Annotated in this window: 19 protein-coding genes; 13 read left to right on the top strand and 6 right to left on the bottom strand. The window is 67.6% G+C overall.

The annotated features are described in order from the left end of the window. Positions 1 to 40: 40 nt before the first annotated feature. From QC180_RS21445 to QC180_RS21435, 3 genes are all read right to left on the bottom strand, one after another. Complete coding sequence (locus QC180_RS21445; RefSeq protein WP_278264586.1) at positions 41 to 1,210, bottom strand: ABC transporter permease; 1,170 nt, start codon at positions 1,208 to 1,210, stop codon at positions 41 to 43. Positions 1,211 to 1,268: 58 nt separating this feature from the next. Continuing rightward, positions 1,269 to 2,147: an ABC transporter ATP-binding protein gene (locus QC180_RS21440; protein ID WP_278264585.1), complete on the bottom strand. Its 879-nt coding sequence runs from the start codon at positions 2,145 to 2,147 to the stop codon at positions 1,269 to 1,271. Between the two features lie 66 nt (positions 2,148 to 2,213). Then, positions 2,214 to 2,690, bottom strand: a complete 477-nt coding sequence (locus QC180_RS21435; protein ID WP_278264584.1) for a hotdog fold domain-containing protein — start codon at positions 2,688 to 2,690, stop codon at positions 2,214 to 2,216. 531 nt (positions 2,691 to 3,221) lie between these two features. On the opposite strand from QC180_RS21435, the gene rpsJ reads away from it, so the two are divergent. The 13 genes from rpsJ (at position 3,222) to QC180_RS21370 (ending at position 9,237) form a co-directional block, all read left to right on the top strand. Continuing rightward, entirely contained in the window at positions 3,222 to 3,527 is a 306-nt protein-coding gene (gene rpsJ / locus QC180_RS21430) for a 30S ribosomal protein S10 (RefSeq protein WP_003938093.1), read from the top strand. A 14-nt stretch (positions 3,528 to 3,541) separates the two neighbouring features. Beyond that, positions 3,542 to 4,207 carry a 50S ribosomal protein L3 gene (rplC, locus tag QC180_RS21425; protein ID WP_071926407.1) on the top strand — a complete coding sequence of 222 codons (666 nt, stop codon included), beginning with the start codon at positions 3,542 to 3,544 and terminating at the stop codon, positions 4,205 to 4,207. Then, entirely contained in the window at positions 4,204 to 4,878 is a 675-nt protein-coding gene (rplD, locus tag QC180_RS21420; RefSeq protein ID WP_278264583.1) for a 50S ribosomal protein L4, read from the top strand. Before rplC ends, rplD begins: the two co-directional genes overlap by 4 nt. After that, positions 4,875 to 5,180, top strand: coding sequence for a 50S ribosomal protein L23 (rplW, locus tag QC180_RS21415; RefSeq protein ID WP_019045018.1), 306 nt, complete (start codon positions 4,875 to 4,877; stop codon positions 5,178 to 5,180). Before rplD ends, rplW begins: the two co-directional genes overlap by 4 nt. Before the next feature lie 33 nt (positions 5,181 to 5,213). Further along, the gene (rplB, locus tag QC180_RS21410; RefSeq protein WP_067491152.1) at positions 5,214 to 6,050 is read left to right on the top strand and encodes a 50S ribosomal protein L2; all 837 of its coding nucleotides are present in this window, start codon (positions 5,214 to 5,216) and stop codon (positions 6,048 to 6,050) included. A 14-nt stretch (positions 6,051 to 6,064) separates the two neighbouring features. Continuing rightward, on the top strand, positions 6,065 to 6,346 hold the full coding sequence (rpsS, locus tag QC180_RS21405) for a 30S ribosomal protein S19 (RefSeq protein ID WP_019045020.1): 282 nt from the start codon (positions 6,065 to 6,067) through the stop codon (positions 6,344 to 6,346). Further along, positions 6,343 to 6,744, top strand: coding sequence for a 50S ribosomal protein L22 (gene rplV, locus QC180_RS21400; protein ID WP_278264582.1), 402 nt, complete (start codon positions 6,343 to 6,345; stop codon positions 6,742 to 6,744). Before rpsS ends, rplV begins: the two co-directional genes overlap by 4 nt. Beyond that, positions 6,745 to 7,539 carry a 30S ribosomal protein S3 gene (rpsC, locus tag QC180_RS21395; RefSeq protein ID WP_019045022.1) on the top strand — a complete coding sequence of 265 codons (795 nt, stop codon included), beginning with the start codon at positions 6,745 to 6,747 and terminating at the stop codon, positions 7,537 to 7,539. A gap of 3 nt (positions 7,540 to 7,542) precedes the next feature. Continuing rightward, the gene (gene rplP, locus QC180_RS21390) at positions 7,543 to 7,959 is read left to right on the top strand and encodes a 50S ribosomal protein L16 (protein WP_278264581.1); all 417 of its coding nucleotides are present in this window, start codon (positions 7,543 to 7,545) and stop codon (positions 7,957 to 7,959) included. Continuing rightward, complete coding sequence (gene rpmC, locus QC180_RS21385; protein ID WP_019045024.1) at positions 7,959 to 8,198, top strand: 50S ribosomal protein L29; 240 nt, start codon at positions 7,959 to 7,961, stop codon at positions 8,196 to 8,198. The genes rplP and rpmC overlap by 1 nt, the downstream gene beginning before the upstream one ends. Then, positions 8,195 to 8,464 (top strand): 30S ribosomal protein S17, encoded by a 270-nt coding sequence (gene rpsQ / locus QC180_RS21380; protein ID WP_278264580.1) that lies wholly within the window; start codon positions 8,195 to 8,197, stop codon positions 8,462 to 8,464. The genes rpmC and rpsQ overlap by 4 nt, the downstream gene beginning before the upstream one ends. 114 nt (positions 8,465 to 8,578) lie before the next feature. Continuing rightward, on the top strand, positions 8,579 to 8,803 hold the full coding sequence (locus QC180_RS21375; RefSeq protein ID WP_278264579.1) for a ribbon-helix-helix protein, CopG family: 225 nt from the start codon (positions 8,579 to 8,581) through the stop codon (positions 8,801 to 8,803). Further along, positions 8,800 to 9,237 carry a type II toxin-antitoxin system VapC family toxin gene (locus tag QC180_RS21370; protein ID WP_278264578.1) on the top strand — a complete coding sequence of 146 codons (438 nt, stop codon included), beginning with the start codon at positions 8,800 to 8,802 and terminating at the stop codon, positions 9,235 to 9,237. The genes QC180_RS21375 and QC180_RS21370 overlap by 4 nt, the downstream gene beginning before the upstream one ends. Before the next feature lie 61 nt (positions 9,238 to 9,298). Here the strand turns inward: QC180_RS21370 and QC180_RS21365 are convergent, their stop codons facing one another. The 3 genes from QC180_RS21365 to QC180_RS21355 all read right to left on the bottom strand — a co-directional run bounded on the left by QC180_RS21365 (position 9,299) and on the right by QC180_RS21355 (position 13,051). Then, entirely contained in the window at positions 9,299 to 11,272 is a 1,974-nt protein-coding gene (locus QC180_RS21365; protein ID WP_278264577.1) for a hypothetical protein, read from the bottom strand. 119 nt (positions 11,273 to 11,391) lie between these two features. After that, complete coding sequence (locus QC180_RS21360; RefSeq protein ID WP_278264576.1) at positions 11,392 to 12,225, bottom strand: SDR family oxidoreductase; 834 nt, start codon at positions 12,223 to 12,225, stop codon at positions 11,392 to 11,394. Between the two features lie 88 nt (positions 12,226 to 12,313). Continuing rightward, positions 12,314 to 13,051, bottom strand: coding sequence for a CPBP family intramembrane glutamic endopeptidase (locus QC180_RS21355; protein ID WP_278264575.1), 738 nt, complete (start codon positions 13,049 to 13,051; stop codon positions 12,314 to 12,316). Positions 13,052 to 13,171 lie beyond the last annotated feature (120 nt).

Below are 13,171 nucleotides of genomic sequence, written 5' to 3'. Positions count from 1 at the left end.
CCGGTCGGTACCCTCGCCGCGTCGGCGGACATGGCTCGCGCTAGTCCTCGAGTGCCAGGGCCTGGCGCATGGTCAGACGGCCCTGGGTCTGCATGAGCGACCGCCGGTAGATCTTCTCCGCCACGACGACGATGGCGTAGGCCGCCACTCCCATCAGCACCAGCGCGACGATCGGTTCCCACCAGGCCGCGGTGCCCTCGGCCAGCCGCCCCGGCATCGCGACGATCGACATGATCGGCACATAGGAGGCAACCACCCGCGCGGTGCCGCTGAGGAAGATGCCAGCGAACAGCACGATCATGATCAGCATCGACAGGGGAGTGGCGGTGGACTGCAGGTCCTCGCTGCGGGTGGCCAGCGCACCGGCCACCGCCCACAGGCTGGCCAGCGCGATGAACCCGACCAGGAAGAACACGATGAACCAGCCCGCGGCCCCGGCGATCTGCCCCAGCTGATCGGCCTTGCCGGTCGCCGCCAGCCCCGCCAGCCCGGCGCCGACGAACAACGCCAGCTGCGCGAAGGCCAGCACCGAATTACCGACGACCTTGCCGATCAGCAACTGCCGCAGCGGCATCGCGCTGGCCAGGATCTCCACGATCCGGTTCTGCTTCTCCTCCACCACGCTCTGCGCGATGGACATGCCGAACAGCACCGAGGCCAGATAGAACAGGAAGGCGAACACCAGCGCCACGATCTTGCTCAGGCCCGGGTCGATCGCGCTCGTCTCCAACAGGTCGTAGCGCACGTCCGCGCCGCGACCCAGTTCCGCGAGCGAGACGCCCGCGGCCTCGGCATTGCGTTGCAGGGCGAGCTGCTGGGCGGCGGCGGTGATGTAGGTGGTGGCGTTGTCGTCCTCGGCGGTCTTGCCGAGCAGCAGCCAGCCACCGGATTCGGCGGGCACCAGACCCACGTCGACGGTTTCGTCGCGGACCTGCTGTTCCACGGCCGCGCGATCGGCGGCCGGATGGCCGGTGAAGGTGGTGTCGCTGTCGGCGGCGTCGGCCAGGCCGTTGGCGGTGTCGAGGACGACGGCCGTCTCGGGCCCGGTGATCGCCACGTCGACCTTGTCGGGCCTGCTGCTGAGGAATCCGCTGATGGCCAGCGACGCCACGATCGCGACGATGGTGACCACGGTCGACACGACAAAGTTGCGATCGCGCAGCTTCACCACGATCTCCCTGGCGGCGACGATCCGCCACACTCCACTCATACTCGGGCCTCCTGGCACGCTCGGGCGTCGTCGGTGGTCACCTGCGGCCGCTGAGTTCTCATGCCGTCACCTCCCGGTAGATCTCGGCGACGGTGGGCCGCGCCTCGGCGAACTCCCGCACCGACCCGCGCGCCAGCGCCTCGGTCAGCACCGCGTCGGTGCTCGTCCCTGTCAGTTCCAGCTGGGCGACCGGACCGTCCAACGAGATCACCCGCACCCCGGCGAATTCGCGCAACCACGCCGGATCACCGTCGACGACCAGCCGGTACCGGGCCGCGCCACCGGCGCGCAGCGACTCCACCGAGCCCTGCCCGACCACCCGGCCACCGGCCAGGATGACCAGCTGATCGCACAATCGCTCCACCAGATCCAGCTGATGCGAGGAGAACAGCACCGGCACACCCTGATCGGCGTATTCACGCAACAGTTCCACCATGGAATCCACTGCGGCCGGGTCCAGCCCGGAGAACGGCTCGTCCAGGATCAGCGCCGTGGGCTGGGCGATCACCGCGGCCGCGATCTGCACCCGCTGCTGATTGCCCAGCGACAGCGACTCGAGTTTGTCCCTACCCCGCTCGGCCAGCCCGAAGCGCGCGAGCAGTTCCCCGGCCCGCCGCTTGGCCTCGGCCGCGTCCAGTCCGCGCAGCCGGGCCAGATAGACCAGCTGATCGAGGACCGGCTGCTTGGGATAGAGCCCCCGCTCCTCGGGCATGTACCCGAAGCCCCGCCGGTCCAGCGCGGTCACCGGCTTGCCGTCCCAGCGGATCTCCCCGCCCTGCACGGCCAGCACGCCCATGATCATCCGCATGGTGGTGGTCTTGCCCGCGCCGTTGCCGCCGACGAATCCGGTCAGCGCGCCCGGCGGCACGCCGAACGACACCCCGTCGACCGCCACGTGCTCGCCGAACCGGCGCACCAGCCGCTCGACTTCCAGCATCCCGGCCCCCTTCTGTCGTCGTCTCGATCACAACCGTACCGATCCAACGACTTTCGGGAGTCGGACTCAGCGCGGGGTGACCCAGGTGGTGATGTCGGCGTGCACGACCTCGACGCCGTCCTTGTCGTAGATCGAGACCGGCACGGTGAGCTCGGTGCCCTCGGTGATGGCGGCGAAGTCCGGGACCTCGGCCAGCTTCGCGACCGCGCGCAGTCCGCTCTCGGCCTTGGCCAGGTACTGCACGTTCATGGCCTTGGGGATCCAGCGGTGGGTGGTGGGCACGGTGGCCTCGGAGAGCATGCCCATCGCGACCTCGGCCAGATTGCAGGCCGCGATGGCGTGGAAGGTGCCCAGATGGTTGTGGATACCGAACCACTTGGGCGAGGTGACCTCGCAGATGCCGGGTTCGAGCCGGACCACCTGGGGCAGCACGGTGCCGAAGTAGGGGACCCGGGCGACCATCCCCAGGGAGAACAGCGTGTGCCCGAGGCGGTTGTCGGGCAGCTTCTTCCAGCCGCGGTAGGTCGCGGTTTCCTGTGTCATGCGGGATATCTTACTCAAAAGTAAGATAGCGTGGAACCCTCCGGCGCGGGGGCGGGCATCGTGCCAGCTACCATGGATCGGTACAGCCCGTTCCGGCGAAGCGGTCCAGGTAGACGCCCTCGTGAGGGCGTGATCGATACCTCATGACCCCCGATTTGAAGAGCGTTGTCGGGATGGTGCATACTGTTCGGGTTGCCTTGCACAGGATCATGTCTTCTCTTCGGAGGGACGGACCGAGACAGGCGAGCAGAAGTTTGTATCTCCCCGGTTCGCCGGGTGTGGATGCGTCCGGGACTACGTTCCAGGCCGATGATGAGCAAGTGATCAGGGCTGAAGAATGAGCGAAAAGGCGACACGCCCGACCGCGTGGACCGGAGAACCATGACAGATGAACAGCGGCGAGGATCGGGCAGGCGCCCGGTCGCGGTCTCCAGGACTGAGATCTTTCGTGTGTTCGGGCTGTGCAAATGAGGGTGGTGCAGGAGCCAGCTCCTGTGACCACGAAGGAAAGCGGAGAAAAGGACACTTAGCGTGGCGGGACAAAAGATCCGCATCAGGCTCAAGGCCTATGACCACGAGGCGATCGACGCGTCTGCGCGCAAGATCGTGGAGACGGTGACCCGCACCGGCGCCCGCGTGGTCGGGCCTGTGCCGTTGCCCACCGAGAAGAACGTGTACTGCGTCATCCGTTCGCCGCACAAGTACAAGGACTCGCGCGAACACTTCGAGATGCGTACACACAAGCGCCTCATCGACATCCTCGACCCGACGCCGAAGACCGTCGACGCGCTGATGCGCATCGATCTTCCGGCCAGCGTCGACGTCAACATTCAGTGACGGGGACTCGAGATATGACTGACAACAAGAACCGGCCCGCGGCCGGAATCCTGGGCACCAAGCTCGGCATGACCCAGGTCTTCGACGAGAAGAACCGCGTCGTCCCGGTCACCGTCATCAAGGCGGGCCCGAACGTGGTCACCCAGATCCGCACCGTGGAGCGCGACGGCTACTCGGCCGTCCAGATCGCTTTCGGCGCCATCGACCCGCGCAAGGTGAACAAGCCGACTTCCGGCCAGTTCGCCAAGGCCGGTGTCACCCCGCGCCGCCACGTCACCGAGATCCGCGTCGCGGATGCCTCCACCTTCGAGATCGGCCAGGAGCTCTCCGCCGATGTCTTCGAAGAGGGCACCTACGTCGACGTGACCGGAATCAGCAAGGGCAAGGGCTTCGCCGGCACCATGAAGCGTCACGGCTTCAAGGGCCAGGGCGCCTCGCACGGTGCGCAGGCTGTGCACCGTCGCCCGGGCTCCATCGGTGGCTGCGCCACTCCCGGCCGCGTGTTCAAGGGCATGCGCATGTCGGGCCGTATGGGTAACGACCGCGTCACCACGCAGAACCTTTCGGTTCACAAGGTCGACGCCGAGAACGGCCTGCTCCTGGTCAAGGGCGCGATCCCTGGCCGCAAGGGCAACGTCGTAATCGTCAAGAGCGCCGTGAAGGGTGGTGCGCACGCATGACCAGCCTCGAGAAGAAGGCCAACCTGACGCTGACCGTCAAGGCCGCAGGCGGCAAGACCGAGGGCACCGTCGAGCTCCCCGCGGAGATCTTCGACGTGACCGCCAACGTCTCGCTGATGCACCAGGTCGTCATCGCTCAGCTCGCCGCCGCTCGTCAGGGCACCCACGCCACGAAGACTCGTGGTGAGGTCCGTGGTGGTGGCAAGAAGCCGTACCGCCAGAAGGGCACCGGCCGCGCCCGCCAGGGTTCGACCCGTGCGCCGCAGTTCGCCGGCGGTGGCACCGTCCACGGCCCGCAGCCGCGTGACTACAGCCAGCGGACCCCCAAGAAGATGAAGGCCGCCGCCCTGCGCGGTGCCCTCTCCGACCGGGCCCGCAACGAGCGCATCCACGTGATCACCGAACTGGTCGCGGGTCAGACCCCGTCGACCAAGGCCGCCAAGAGCTTCCTGTCCGAGCTGTCGGATCGCAAGAAGTTCCTGGTCGTGGTCGGTCGCGAGGACGTCGCCGCGTGGAAGAGCGTGGCGAACCTGCAGAACGTGCTGCCGATCGCCCCGGATCAGCTCAACACCTACGACGTCCTCAACAGCGACGAACTGGTGTTCAGCGTCGAGGCCCTGAACGCGTTCGTTCACGGTCCCGCCGAGGCGGCCCAGGAGGAGAGCAAGTGAGCACCATCGCCGACCCCCGCGACATCCTGCTCGCACCGGTCATCTCGGAGAAGTCCTACGGACTGATCGAGGAAGGCACCTACACCTTCCTGGTGCACCCGGATTCGAACAAGACGCAGATCAAGATTGCCGTCGAGAAGGTCTTCGGCGTCAAGGTGACCAGCGTCAACACCGCCAACCGTCAGGGCAAGCGCAAGCGGACCCGCTTCGGTTACGGCAAGCGCAAGGACACCAAGCGCGCGCTCGTGACCATCTCGGCCGACAGCAAGCCCATCGAGATCTTCGGAGGCCCGGTCGCGTAAGCGGCTGGTCATCCAGAAAGCAGAGAAGAACTCATGGCAATCCGTAAGTACAAGCCGACTACGCCGGGCCGTCGTGGCTCGAGCGTCTCGGACTTCGCCGAGATCACCCGGTCGACGCCGGAGAAGTCGCTGCTGCGCCCGCTCACCAAGTCCGGTGGTCGTAACGCGCACGGTCGCATCACCACGCGTCACCGCGGTGGCGGTCACAAGCGTGCCTACCGTGTCATCGACTTCCGTCGACTGGACAAGGACGGCATCCCGGCCAAGGTCGCGCACATCGAGTACGACCCCAACCGCACCGCCAACATCGCCCTGCTGCACTTCGCCGACGGCGAGAAGCGCTACATCATCGCGCCCAAGGGCATCAAGCAGGGCAGCCCGATCGAGTCCGGCCCCACGGCCGACATCAAGCCGGGCAACAACTTGCCGCTGCGCAACATCCCGACCGGTACCACGATCCACAACGTGGAACTGCGTCCGGGCGGCGGCGCCAAGATGGCTCGTGCCGCGGGCATGAGCATCCAGCTGCTGGGCAAGGAAGGGCCGTACGCGACCCTGCGTATGCCCTCCGGTGAAATCCGCCGTGTCGACGTGCGCTGCCGCGCCACCGTCGGCGAGGTCGGCAACGCCGAGCAGTCGAACATCAACTGGGGCAAGGCCGGCCGTATGCGCTGGAAGGGCCGTCGTCCTACCGTCCGTGGTGTCGTCATGAACCCGGTCGACCACCCGCACGGTGGTGGTGAGGGCAAGACCTCCGGTGGTCGCCACCCGGTCTCCCCGTGGGGTCAGCCTGAGGGCCGCACCCGTAAGCCCAACCGTCCGAGCGACAAGCTCATCGTTCGCCGCCGCAAGACCGGCAAGAAGCGCTAAGGAGGAGGTAAGAAATGCCACGCAGCCTCAAGAAGGGCCCGTTCGTCGACGACCACCTCCTCGCGAAGGTGGACGTGCAGAACGAGAAGGGCACGAAGCAGGTCATCAAGACCTGGTCGCGTCGCTCGACCATCATCCCCGATTTCATCGGCCACACTTTCGCCGTCCACGACGGTCGCAAGCATGTCCCGGTGTTCGTCTCGGACAACATGGTCGGACACAAGCTCGGTGAGTTCGCGCCGACCAGGACGTTCAAGAGCCACGTCAAGGACGACCGGAAGAGCAAGCGGCGATGACTGAAACCATTCAGAACCCGACTGCCCGCGCCACCGCCAAGCACGTGCGGGTCACCCCGATGAAGGCGCGTCGCGTCGTGGACCTGGTCCGCGGCAAGCGCGTCGAGGACGCCCTGGCGATCCTGAAGTTCGCGCCGCAGGCCGCGAGCGAGCCGGTCGCCAAGGTCGTGGCCAGTGCCGCGGCGAACGCCGAGAACAACCTCGGCCTGAACCCGGCCACCCTGGTCATCTCGACCGCGTTCGTCGACGAGGGTGCCACCATGAAGCGTTTCCAGCCGCGGGCCCAGGGCCGCGCGTTCCGGATCCGCAAGCGCACCAGCCACATCACCATCGAGGTCGAGAGCGTGCCCACCGTCGGCGCTGCCACTCGTAGCCGCCGGAAGGGAGGGGCAAAGTAAATGGGACAGAAAATCAACCCCCATGGCTTCCGCCTCGGTATCACCACCGACTGGAAGTCGCGTTGGTACGCGGACAAGCAGTACGCGGAATACGTGAAGGAAGACGTTCAGATCCGCAAGCTCCTCGCCACCGGCATGGAGCGGGCAGGCATCTCGAAGGTCGAGATCGAGCGCACCCGTGACCGCGTCCGTGTGGACATCCACACCGCGCGTCCCGGCATCGTGATCGGTCGCCGTGGCGCGGAGGCCGACCGCATCCGCGCCGAGCTGGAGAAGCTCACCAAGAAGCAGGTCCAGCTGAACATCCTCGAGGTCAAGAACCCCGAGTCGGATGCGCAGCTGGTGGCCCAGGGTGTGGCCGAGCAGCTCAGCAACCGTGTGGCGTTCCGTCGCGCGATGCGCAAGGCCATCCAGTCGGCCATGCGTTCGCCGAACGTCAAGGGCATCCGTGTGCAGTGCTCGGGCCGCCTCGGTGGCGCCGAAATGTCGCGCTCGGAGTTCTACCGTGAGGGTCGGGTTCCGCTGCACACCCTGCGTGCGGACATCGACTACGGCCTCTACGAGGCCAAGACCACCTTCGGTCGCATCGGCGTGAAGGTCTGGATCTACAAGGGTGACATCGTCGGTGGTCGTCGTGAGCTGACCGCCGCCGCCGCTGCTCCGGAGCGCCCGCGTCGCGAGCGTCCGAGCCGCCCGCGTCGTTCCGGTTCCGCCGGCACCACCGCGACCTCGACCGAGGTCGGTCGCGCCGCCACCGCTGTGGCCGACGCACCGGCAGAGAACCAGGAGGGCTGACGCATGCTGATGCCCCGTCGCGTCAAGCACCGCAAGCAGCACCACCCGTCCCGCTCCGGCATGTCCAAGGGCGGCACCGCGGTGGCGTTCGGTGAGTACGGCATCCAGGCCCTCGAGCCCGCCTACATCACCAACCGTCAGATCGAGTCGGCGCGTATCGCGATGACCCGCCACATCAAGCGTGGCGGCAAGATCTGGATCAACATCTACCCCGACCGCCCGCTCACCAAGAAGCCCGCCGAGACCCGCATGGGTTCCGGTAAGGGTTCGCCGGAGTGGTGGGTCGCGAACGTGAAGCCCGGTCGGGTCATGTTCGAGATGTCTTACCCCAACGAGGAGATCGCTCGCGAGGCCCTGCGTCGCGCGATGCACAAGCTCCCCATGAAGTGCAGGATCGTGACCAGGGAGGAGCAGTTCTGATGGCTACCGGAACACCGGCCGCAGAGCTCCGCGAGCTCAACGAAGAAGAGCTCGTGGCCAAACTGCGCGAGAGCAAGGAAGAGCTCTTCAACCTGCGCTTCCAGATGGCGACGGGTCAGCTCGACAACAACCGTCGTCTGCGCGTCGTCCGCCACGAGATCGCGCGCATCTACACGGTCATGCGTGAGCGCGAGCTCGGCCTGGCCACGGCACCCGCTGGCAAGGGAGACGCGGCATGAGCGAGAACAAGGAAGAGCGCAACAGCCGCAAGGTACGCAGCGGCTACGTCGTCTCGGACAAGATGAACAAGACGATCGTCGTCGAGCTGGAAGACCGTCACCGGCACCCGCTCTACGGCAAGATCATTCGCACCACCTCCAAGGTGAAGGCGCATGACGAGAACGAGATCGCCGGTGTCGGCGACCGCGTTCAGCTGATGGAGACCCGTCCGCTGTCGGCCACCAAGCGCTGGCGTCTGGTCGAGGTCCTGGAGAAGGCCAAGTAAGGTCCCTCCTCGATCCATCGAGATCGTTGCCACGAAGGCCCGTTTCCCCTGGGGAAGCGGGCCTTCGTCGTGTCTCCAGACCTCGGTGGTGTCATGGTTGATACCATTGGTCGTATGGCTTGGACGATGCGACTCACCGACGAAGAAGAGGCGGCGCTGGCCGCGCAGGCCCACGGCGAAGGCCGGTCCAAGAACGAGATCATGCGCGATGCGCTGCGGGCCTACCTCCTGCGCAACCGGCAGTGGGACACGCCGCTGGTCGGCGATGACGAGACCTTCGATCTGGGCGGCCCGATCAGCAAGGACGACATTCGTGCGGCAATGAGCCGACGGGCGTGATCGTCGTCGCCGACACCTCGGGCCTGCTCGCGTTGTTCAATCGCTCGGACCCGAAGCACTTCGCCGTGCGACGGGCCGCCGATTCGGCCAGCGCGCTGGTGGTCAGCCCGATGGCGTTGACCGAAGTGCACCACGTGGCGACCGTTCGCGCGAACCGAAAGGTCGCTGATCGGATACTCGGATCGTTGGCCGAGCGTGTCGCGTCCACCCGGGTGGTACTCGCCCAGGTCGACGCCGCCCAGCTCGAGACCGCGATCGCGGTACGGGCCACCTACGACAGCCTCGACCTCGACCTGGTGGACGCCGTCGCGGTCGCCCTGGCGTCGGAGTTCGACACCGATGCGATCCTGACGCTGGACCGTCGCGATTTCCGCGTCCTCAGGCCGTTGAACGGCTACCCGGCATTTCGGTTGTTCCCTGACGACTGCGACTGATCGGCGGCCAGGAGAAGCGTCCCCGGCCCCGAGCGGAATCGGGGCCGGGGCGCGGTCTGGGTCAGCCGGTGTAGGCGTAGGGCTGGCGGATCTTGCGGGCGAAGTCGACGATGTTGGTGACGGTGGTGCCGGGGACGCCCACCTCGGCGCCGATGCTGGGGGCCGACCAGGACTGGTCGGTGAGTTCGAGGATCTCCTCGATCTGGTCGATGGTCAGGCGCAAGGGGTTGCGGTGGGCGATCTGGCGGGCCAAGGCACGGACTTCGGTGTCGTCGTCGAAGTCGTGGGGGAGGTCTTGGTCGTCGAAGTCGGGGGTGTCGGTGAGTGGTTCGTCGACTGCGTGGAGGTTGTCCGGGGTGGGCTCGGGCTCCGGGTGCTGGTCGGCGGGGGATTCGGGGGTGGTCGGCGGCTGATCGTTCGTCGGCGTGGTGGACGCCTGGTCGGCGGTAGGTGCGCCATTGGCTGTCGGCGTCTTGTCGGCTTTCGACGTCGTGTCGGCAGTGGGGACTTCGCTGACGGTCGGCGTGCTGTCGGCGGTGGGGACTTTGCTGACGGTCGGCGTGCCGTCGGCCGTGGACACCATGTCGACGGCTGGCGTCTCCTCGGCGGAGGGCAGCATGTCGGCGGCGGTTGGCGACGTGGCCGCGGTGGGCTGGGCGGGGTGTCGCTTCGTTGCCGTTGTCGATGTCGTTGCCGCGAGGTCGGGGGTGAGGGTGAGCTGTTCGGGCTCGTCGGCCGGGGGTTGTGGATCGTTGTGCACCACTACCGATTCGGTGGGTGCGGGGGTGTCGCCGTTGGGGTCACGGGCGACGGTGTCGGCGTGCGCCGTCGCCTCGGGAACCGGGTCGGTGCCGGTCGCGTCGCCCGCGGGAGTCTGCGCGGCGGCGGCCACCGGTATTCGCCGGGTGGTGGGGGCGGGTATCCGAACGGTTTGGTCGGTGCCGTTGCGCCGGTGGTCGGCGGCGGCCTTGTGGATGAGTTCGAGGGTGCTGGGAGCGGTCGAGACCGCGACGCGGCGAGCGCTCTGCTTTCGTTGCGCCACAGGCTGTTCGGTACGCATATCGGTGTCGGGAGCGTCGGATGCCGATTCCGTATCCGAGTCCGAGGTGTCCGGCAGTTCCGTGATCTCGGCGGACGTCACGTCGACCGGCATCTCCACGGGTGCGACCTGCTCCGTCGAGCCGACACCGAATTCGGACACGGCGGCATCACTCGACATCACCCGCTCGGCGGGCACGTAGGCAGGAACCTCACCCGGCAACCCCACCGACGCCGCTTCGATCAGCAGCGCGTACCGCGCCGACACCCAGGCGTGCAGCCAGATGACGACCCCCACCATCACCGGCGCGATGGCGTATTCGGCGGCGCGGCCGAAGGATCCGGCGGCCAGGTGCGGGCCCGCGTTCAGGGCGACGGTGGTGCCGAGCAGGGCCAGTTCGAACAGCAGGACCTTGCCGCGTTCCAGTTCGCGGCCCCAGCGGGCGGCGGTGGTGGCGGTGATCATGATGACGATGATCGGGATCGAGATCATCGCCTCGATGCCGTAGCTGAGCCAGTAGAGCGGGTCGCTCATGTCCCCGCTGGGCACGAGATTGCGCTGGACGTTCACACCCGCCCAGACCATCCCGAGCACGACGACCCCGATCAGCGCCCGCGAGGACCACTCCGACCGCCGATACAGCTGCGCGAGCCGGGCATCGGCGCTCGACACCCGCCGCCGCGCGGCCAGCGCCTTGCGATGCCAGCGCGCGTCGGCCTCGTCGGCGCGGCGGATGAGCGCGCCCGTGCGGCGGTCGCGGCGGTCGGTGGCGAGTTCGTCGGCGACGACGCGGCGCCGCTGTTTCCGTCGCTGCGCGCGCACCCATTCGGCCAGTTCGCGTTCGGCGCGGATCTCGGAGTCGGACAGCGCCTCGTAGAGCGCGGTGTCGTGCTGCAGCCCGATCTTTCCTCGCGCCGTCGCCACCTGCTGCGCGAGGGCGGTGATCGCGGTGTCCGGCGTGCTGAGGGCATTCTCGATCGACCGGTCGTCGGACATCTCGCGCCTTCCGCGTCACTCGAACATATGGACTATCGAACATATGTGTGATTGCCAGAGAGCGTAAACGTCGGCCGCGGGATGGTCAACGACACAGCGGAATCCGCTGGACGGGTGCGTCAGGCGTCGGGCTCGCGCAGGACGCGGTTCTCGTAGGCGGTGCGGGCCGCGGAGCCGCGGGTGGCGGCGACCTGGTTGGGGACGGCGCGGCGCAGGGCGAGGTCGCGCAGGCGCTGGGGGAGCAGACCGGCGAGGTGGACGAGCGGGCTGATGTAGGCGGGTAGCGAGACTTCGAAGCGGGGGCGTTCGACCACGTCGATGACCGCGTGGGCGACGTCGGTGGGGTCGAGGAGTTCGGCGGCGCCGGTGGCGGTGCCGACGGCCAGTTCGGTGTCGACGACGCCGGGCATGATCACCGAGAGTTGGACGCCGGTGCCGCGCAGTTCCTCGCGCACGGCGGTGAGATAGCCGAGCACGCCGTGTTTGGTCGCGGCGTAGGTGGCCTCGCCGGGCGGGGAGAGTCGGGACGCGGCCGAGGCGATGGTGACGATGTGTCCGCGCTTGCGTGCCCGCATCCCGGGCGCGACCAGGCGGACGCCCCGGATCACGCCGTGCAGGTTGACCGCGATCATGCGCGCGGTGGCGGTGTCGGGTTCGGTGTCGAAGGAGCCCACCCACATCACGCCCGCGTTGTTGACGAGCACGTCGATCGGCCCGAGGAGCGCCTCGGTGGTGGCGAGGAAACTGTGGAAGGAGCGCTCGTCGGTGACGTCGAGTTCGCATCCGTGCACCGTGCCGGGAAGTTGGCGGGCGGTGACCCGCGCGTCGTGACCCGACAGATCGCCGATGCACACCCGTGCCCCCGCCGCGGCGAACTGGTGGGCGATCTCGCGGCCGATGCCCGCGGCGCCGCCGGTGACTGCCACGACGAGCCCGGCATGGATGCGTTTCATCGGCGGTGAGCCTTTCGATCGAAAACAACGGTGCTTCTGACATGACATCATGTCGGAAGACGGGCTCAGAATGCCACGCGAGTCGCGATCAGCTCAGTGCGGTGTGCCAGACGACGGCCGCCGCCAGCGCGCCCGCGCCGTTGAGCGACCAGTGCAGCGCGATCGGCGCGAGCAGGCTGCCACTGCGCCTGCGCAGCCAGGTGAACACCACCCCGGCCCCGGCGGTCGCCGCCACCGCGAGCGCGATGCCGATCACCTGCCCGACCAGTCCGCCCCCGACGATCCCGGAAAGCCCCTTGTTTCCGCTGGTCAGACCCAGTGATGAGGCGATGTGCCAGAAACCGAACAGCAGCGACCCGGCCGCGAACAGCCCGCGCACGCCGAGCACCCGGTCCAGTGTCCCGTGCAGCACCCCGCGGAAGGCGAGTTCCTCGGGGATGACCGTCTGCAAGGGGATGACGATCATCGAGGCGATCAGCGCGCCGGAGATGGTGGCGTAGCGGTCGGCCAGAAAGAACGGCCGGGTGACCGGCAGGATCGCGCCGATCGCCACGGCCGTGAGCACGATGCCGACGGCGCCGAGCGCGTAGAGCGTCCCGCGCCGCCAGTGCCGCGGCGACAGACCCAGTTCGGCCCAGCCGAGCCCACGCTTGCGCATCAGAGCCAGCAGCGCGAACGCCGCGATCGGCACGGTGACGATATTGGCCCACGCGGTGGTGAAATGCGCGATCAGATTGGTCCCGGCCAGCACGACCACGACCACGGCGATATCGAGGTACGCGTGCAGCTTGGGCCGGGGTTCGGCGACGGACGCGGGTGAGGGCACCCGACCGAGTGTACGGAAATATCACGAAAAGGAAACGGTCGAGTGAACGCAGGTCAGCGCCCGATTTCCGGCCGAAACGGGGACCGACCGGCGCCGTGCGCGAGCATCAAGATCGACACG

Source organism: Nocardia anocheti (genome assembly GCF_029675105.1).
In the GTDB taxonomy this organism is placed as follows: Bacteria; Actinomycetota; Actinomycetes; order Mycobacteriales; family Mycobacteriaceae; genus Nocardia.
Note: the sequence above shows the minus strand (reverse complement) of the source record. Positions and strands in the feature narration are given on the sequence as shown.

What these genes read in the sequence shown, in the direction of transcription:
- rpsC (WP_019045022.1), top strand. Translation starts at nt 6,745, where the DNA reads ATGGGACAGAAAATCAACCCCCATGGCTTCCGCCTCGGTATCACCACC.
- rpmC (WP_019045024.1), top strand. Translation starts at nt 7,959, where the DNA reads ATGGCTACCGGAACACCGGCCGCAGAGCTCCGCGAGCTCAACGAAGAA.
- QC180_RS21375 (WP_278264579.1), top strand. Translation starts at nt 8,579, where the DNA reads ATGGCTTGGACGATGCGACTCACCGACGAAGAAGAGGCGGCGCTGGCC.
- rpsS (WP_019045020.1), top strand. Translation starts at nt 6,065, where the DNA reads ATGCCACGCAGCCTCAAGAAGGGCCCGTTCGTCGACGACCACCTCCTC.
- rplV (WP_278264582.1), top strand. Translation starts at nt 6,343, where the DNA reads ATGACTGAAACCATTCAGAACCCGACTGCCCGCGCCACCGCCAAGCAC.
- rplP (WP_278264581.1), top strand. Translation starts at nt 7,543, where the DNA reads ATGCTGATGCCCCGTCGCGTCAAGCACCGCAAGCAGCACCACCCGTCC.
- rpsQ (WP_278264580.1), top strand. Translation starts at nt 8,195, where the DNA reads ATGAGCGAGAACAAGGAAGAGCGCAACAGCCGCAAGGTACGCAGCGGC.
- QC180_RS21360 (WP_278264576.1), bottom strand. Translation starts at nt 12,225, where the DNA reads ATGAAACGCATCCATGCCGGGCTCGTCGTGGCAGTCACCGGCGGCGCC.
- QC180_RS21365 (WP_278264577.1), bottom strand. Translation starts at nt 11,272, where the DNA reads ATGTCCGACGACCGGTCGATCGAGAATGCCCTCAGCACGCCGGACACC.
- rplD (WP_278264583.1), top strand. Translation starts at nt 4,204, where the DNA reads ATGACCAGCCTCGAGAAGAAGGCCAACCTGACGCTGACCGTCAAGGCC.
- rplC (WP_071926407.1), top strand. Translation starts at nt 3,542, where the DNA reads ATGACTGACAACAAGAACCGGCCCGCGGCCGGAATCCTGGGCACCAAG.
- rplB (WP_067491152.1), top strand. Translation starts at nt 5,214, where the DNA reads ATGGCAATCCGTAAGTACAAGCCGACTACGCCGGGCCGTCGTGGCTCG.
- QC180_RS21445 (WP_278264586.1), bottom strand. Translation starts at nt 1,210, where the DNA reads ATGAGTGGAGTGTGGCGGATCGTCGCCGCCAGGGAGATCGTGGTGAAG.
- QC180_RS21435 (WP_278264584.1), bottom strand. Translation starts at nt 2,690, where the DNA reads ATGACACAGGAAACCGCGACCTACCGCGGCTGGAAGAAGCTGCCCGAC.
- QC180_RS21440 (WP_278264585.1), bottom strand. Translation starts at nt 2,147, where the DNA reads ATGCTGGAAGTCGAGCGGCTGGTGCGCCGGTTCGGCGAGCACGTGGCG.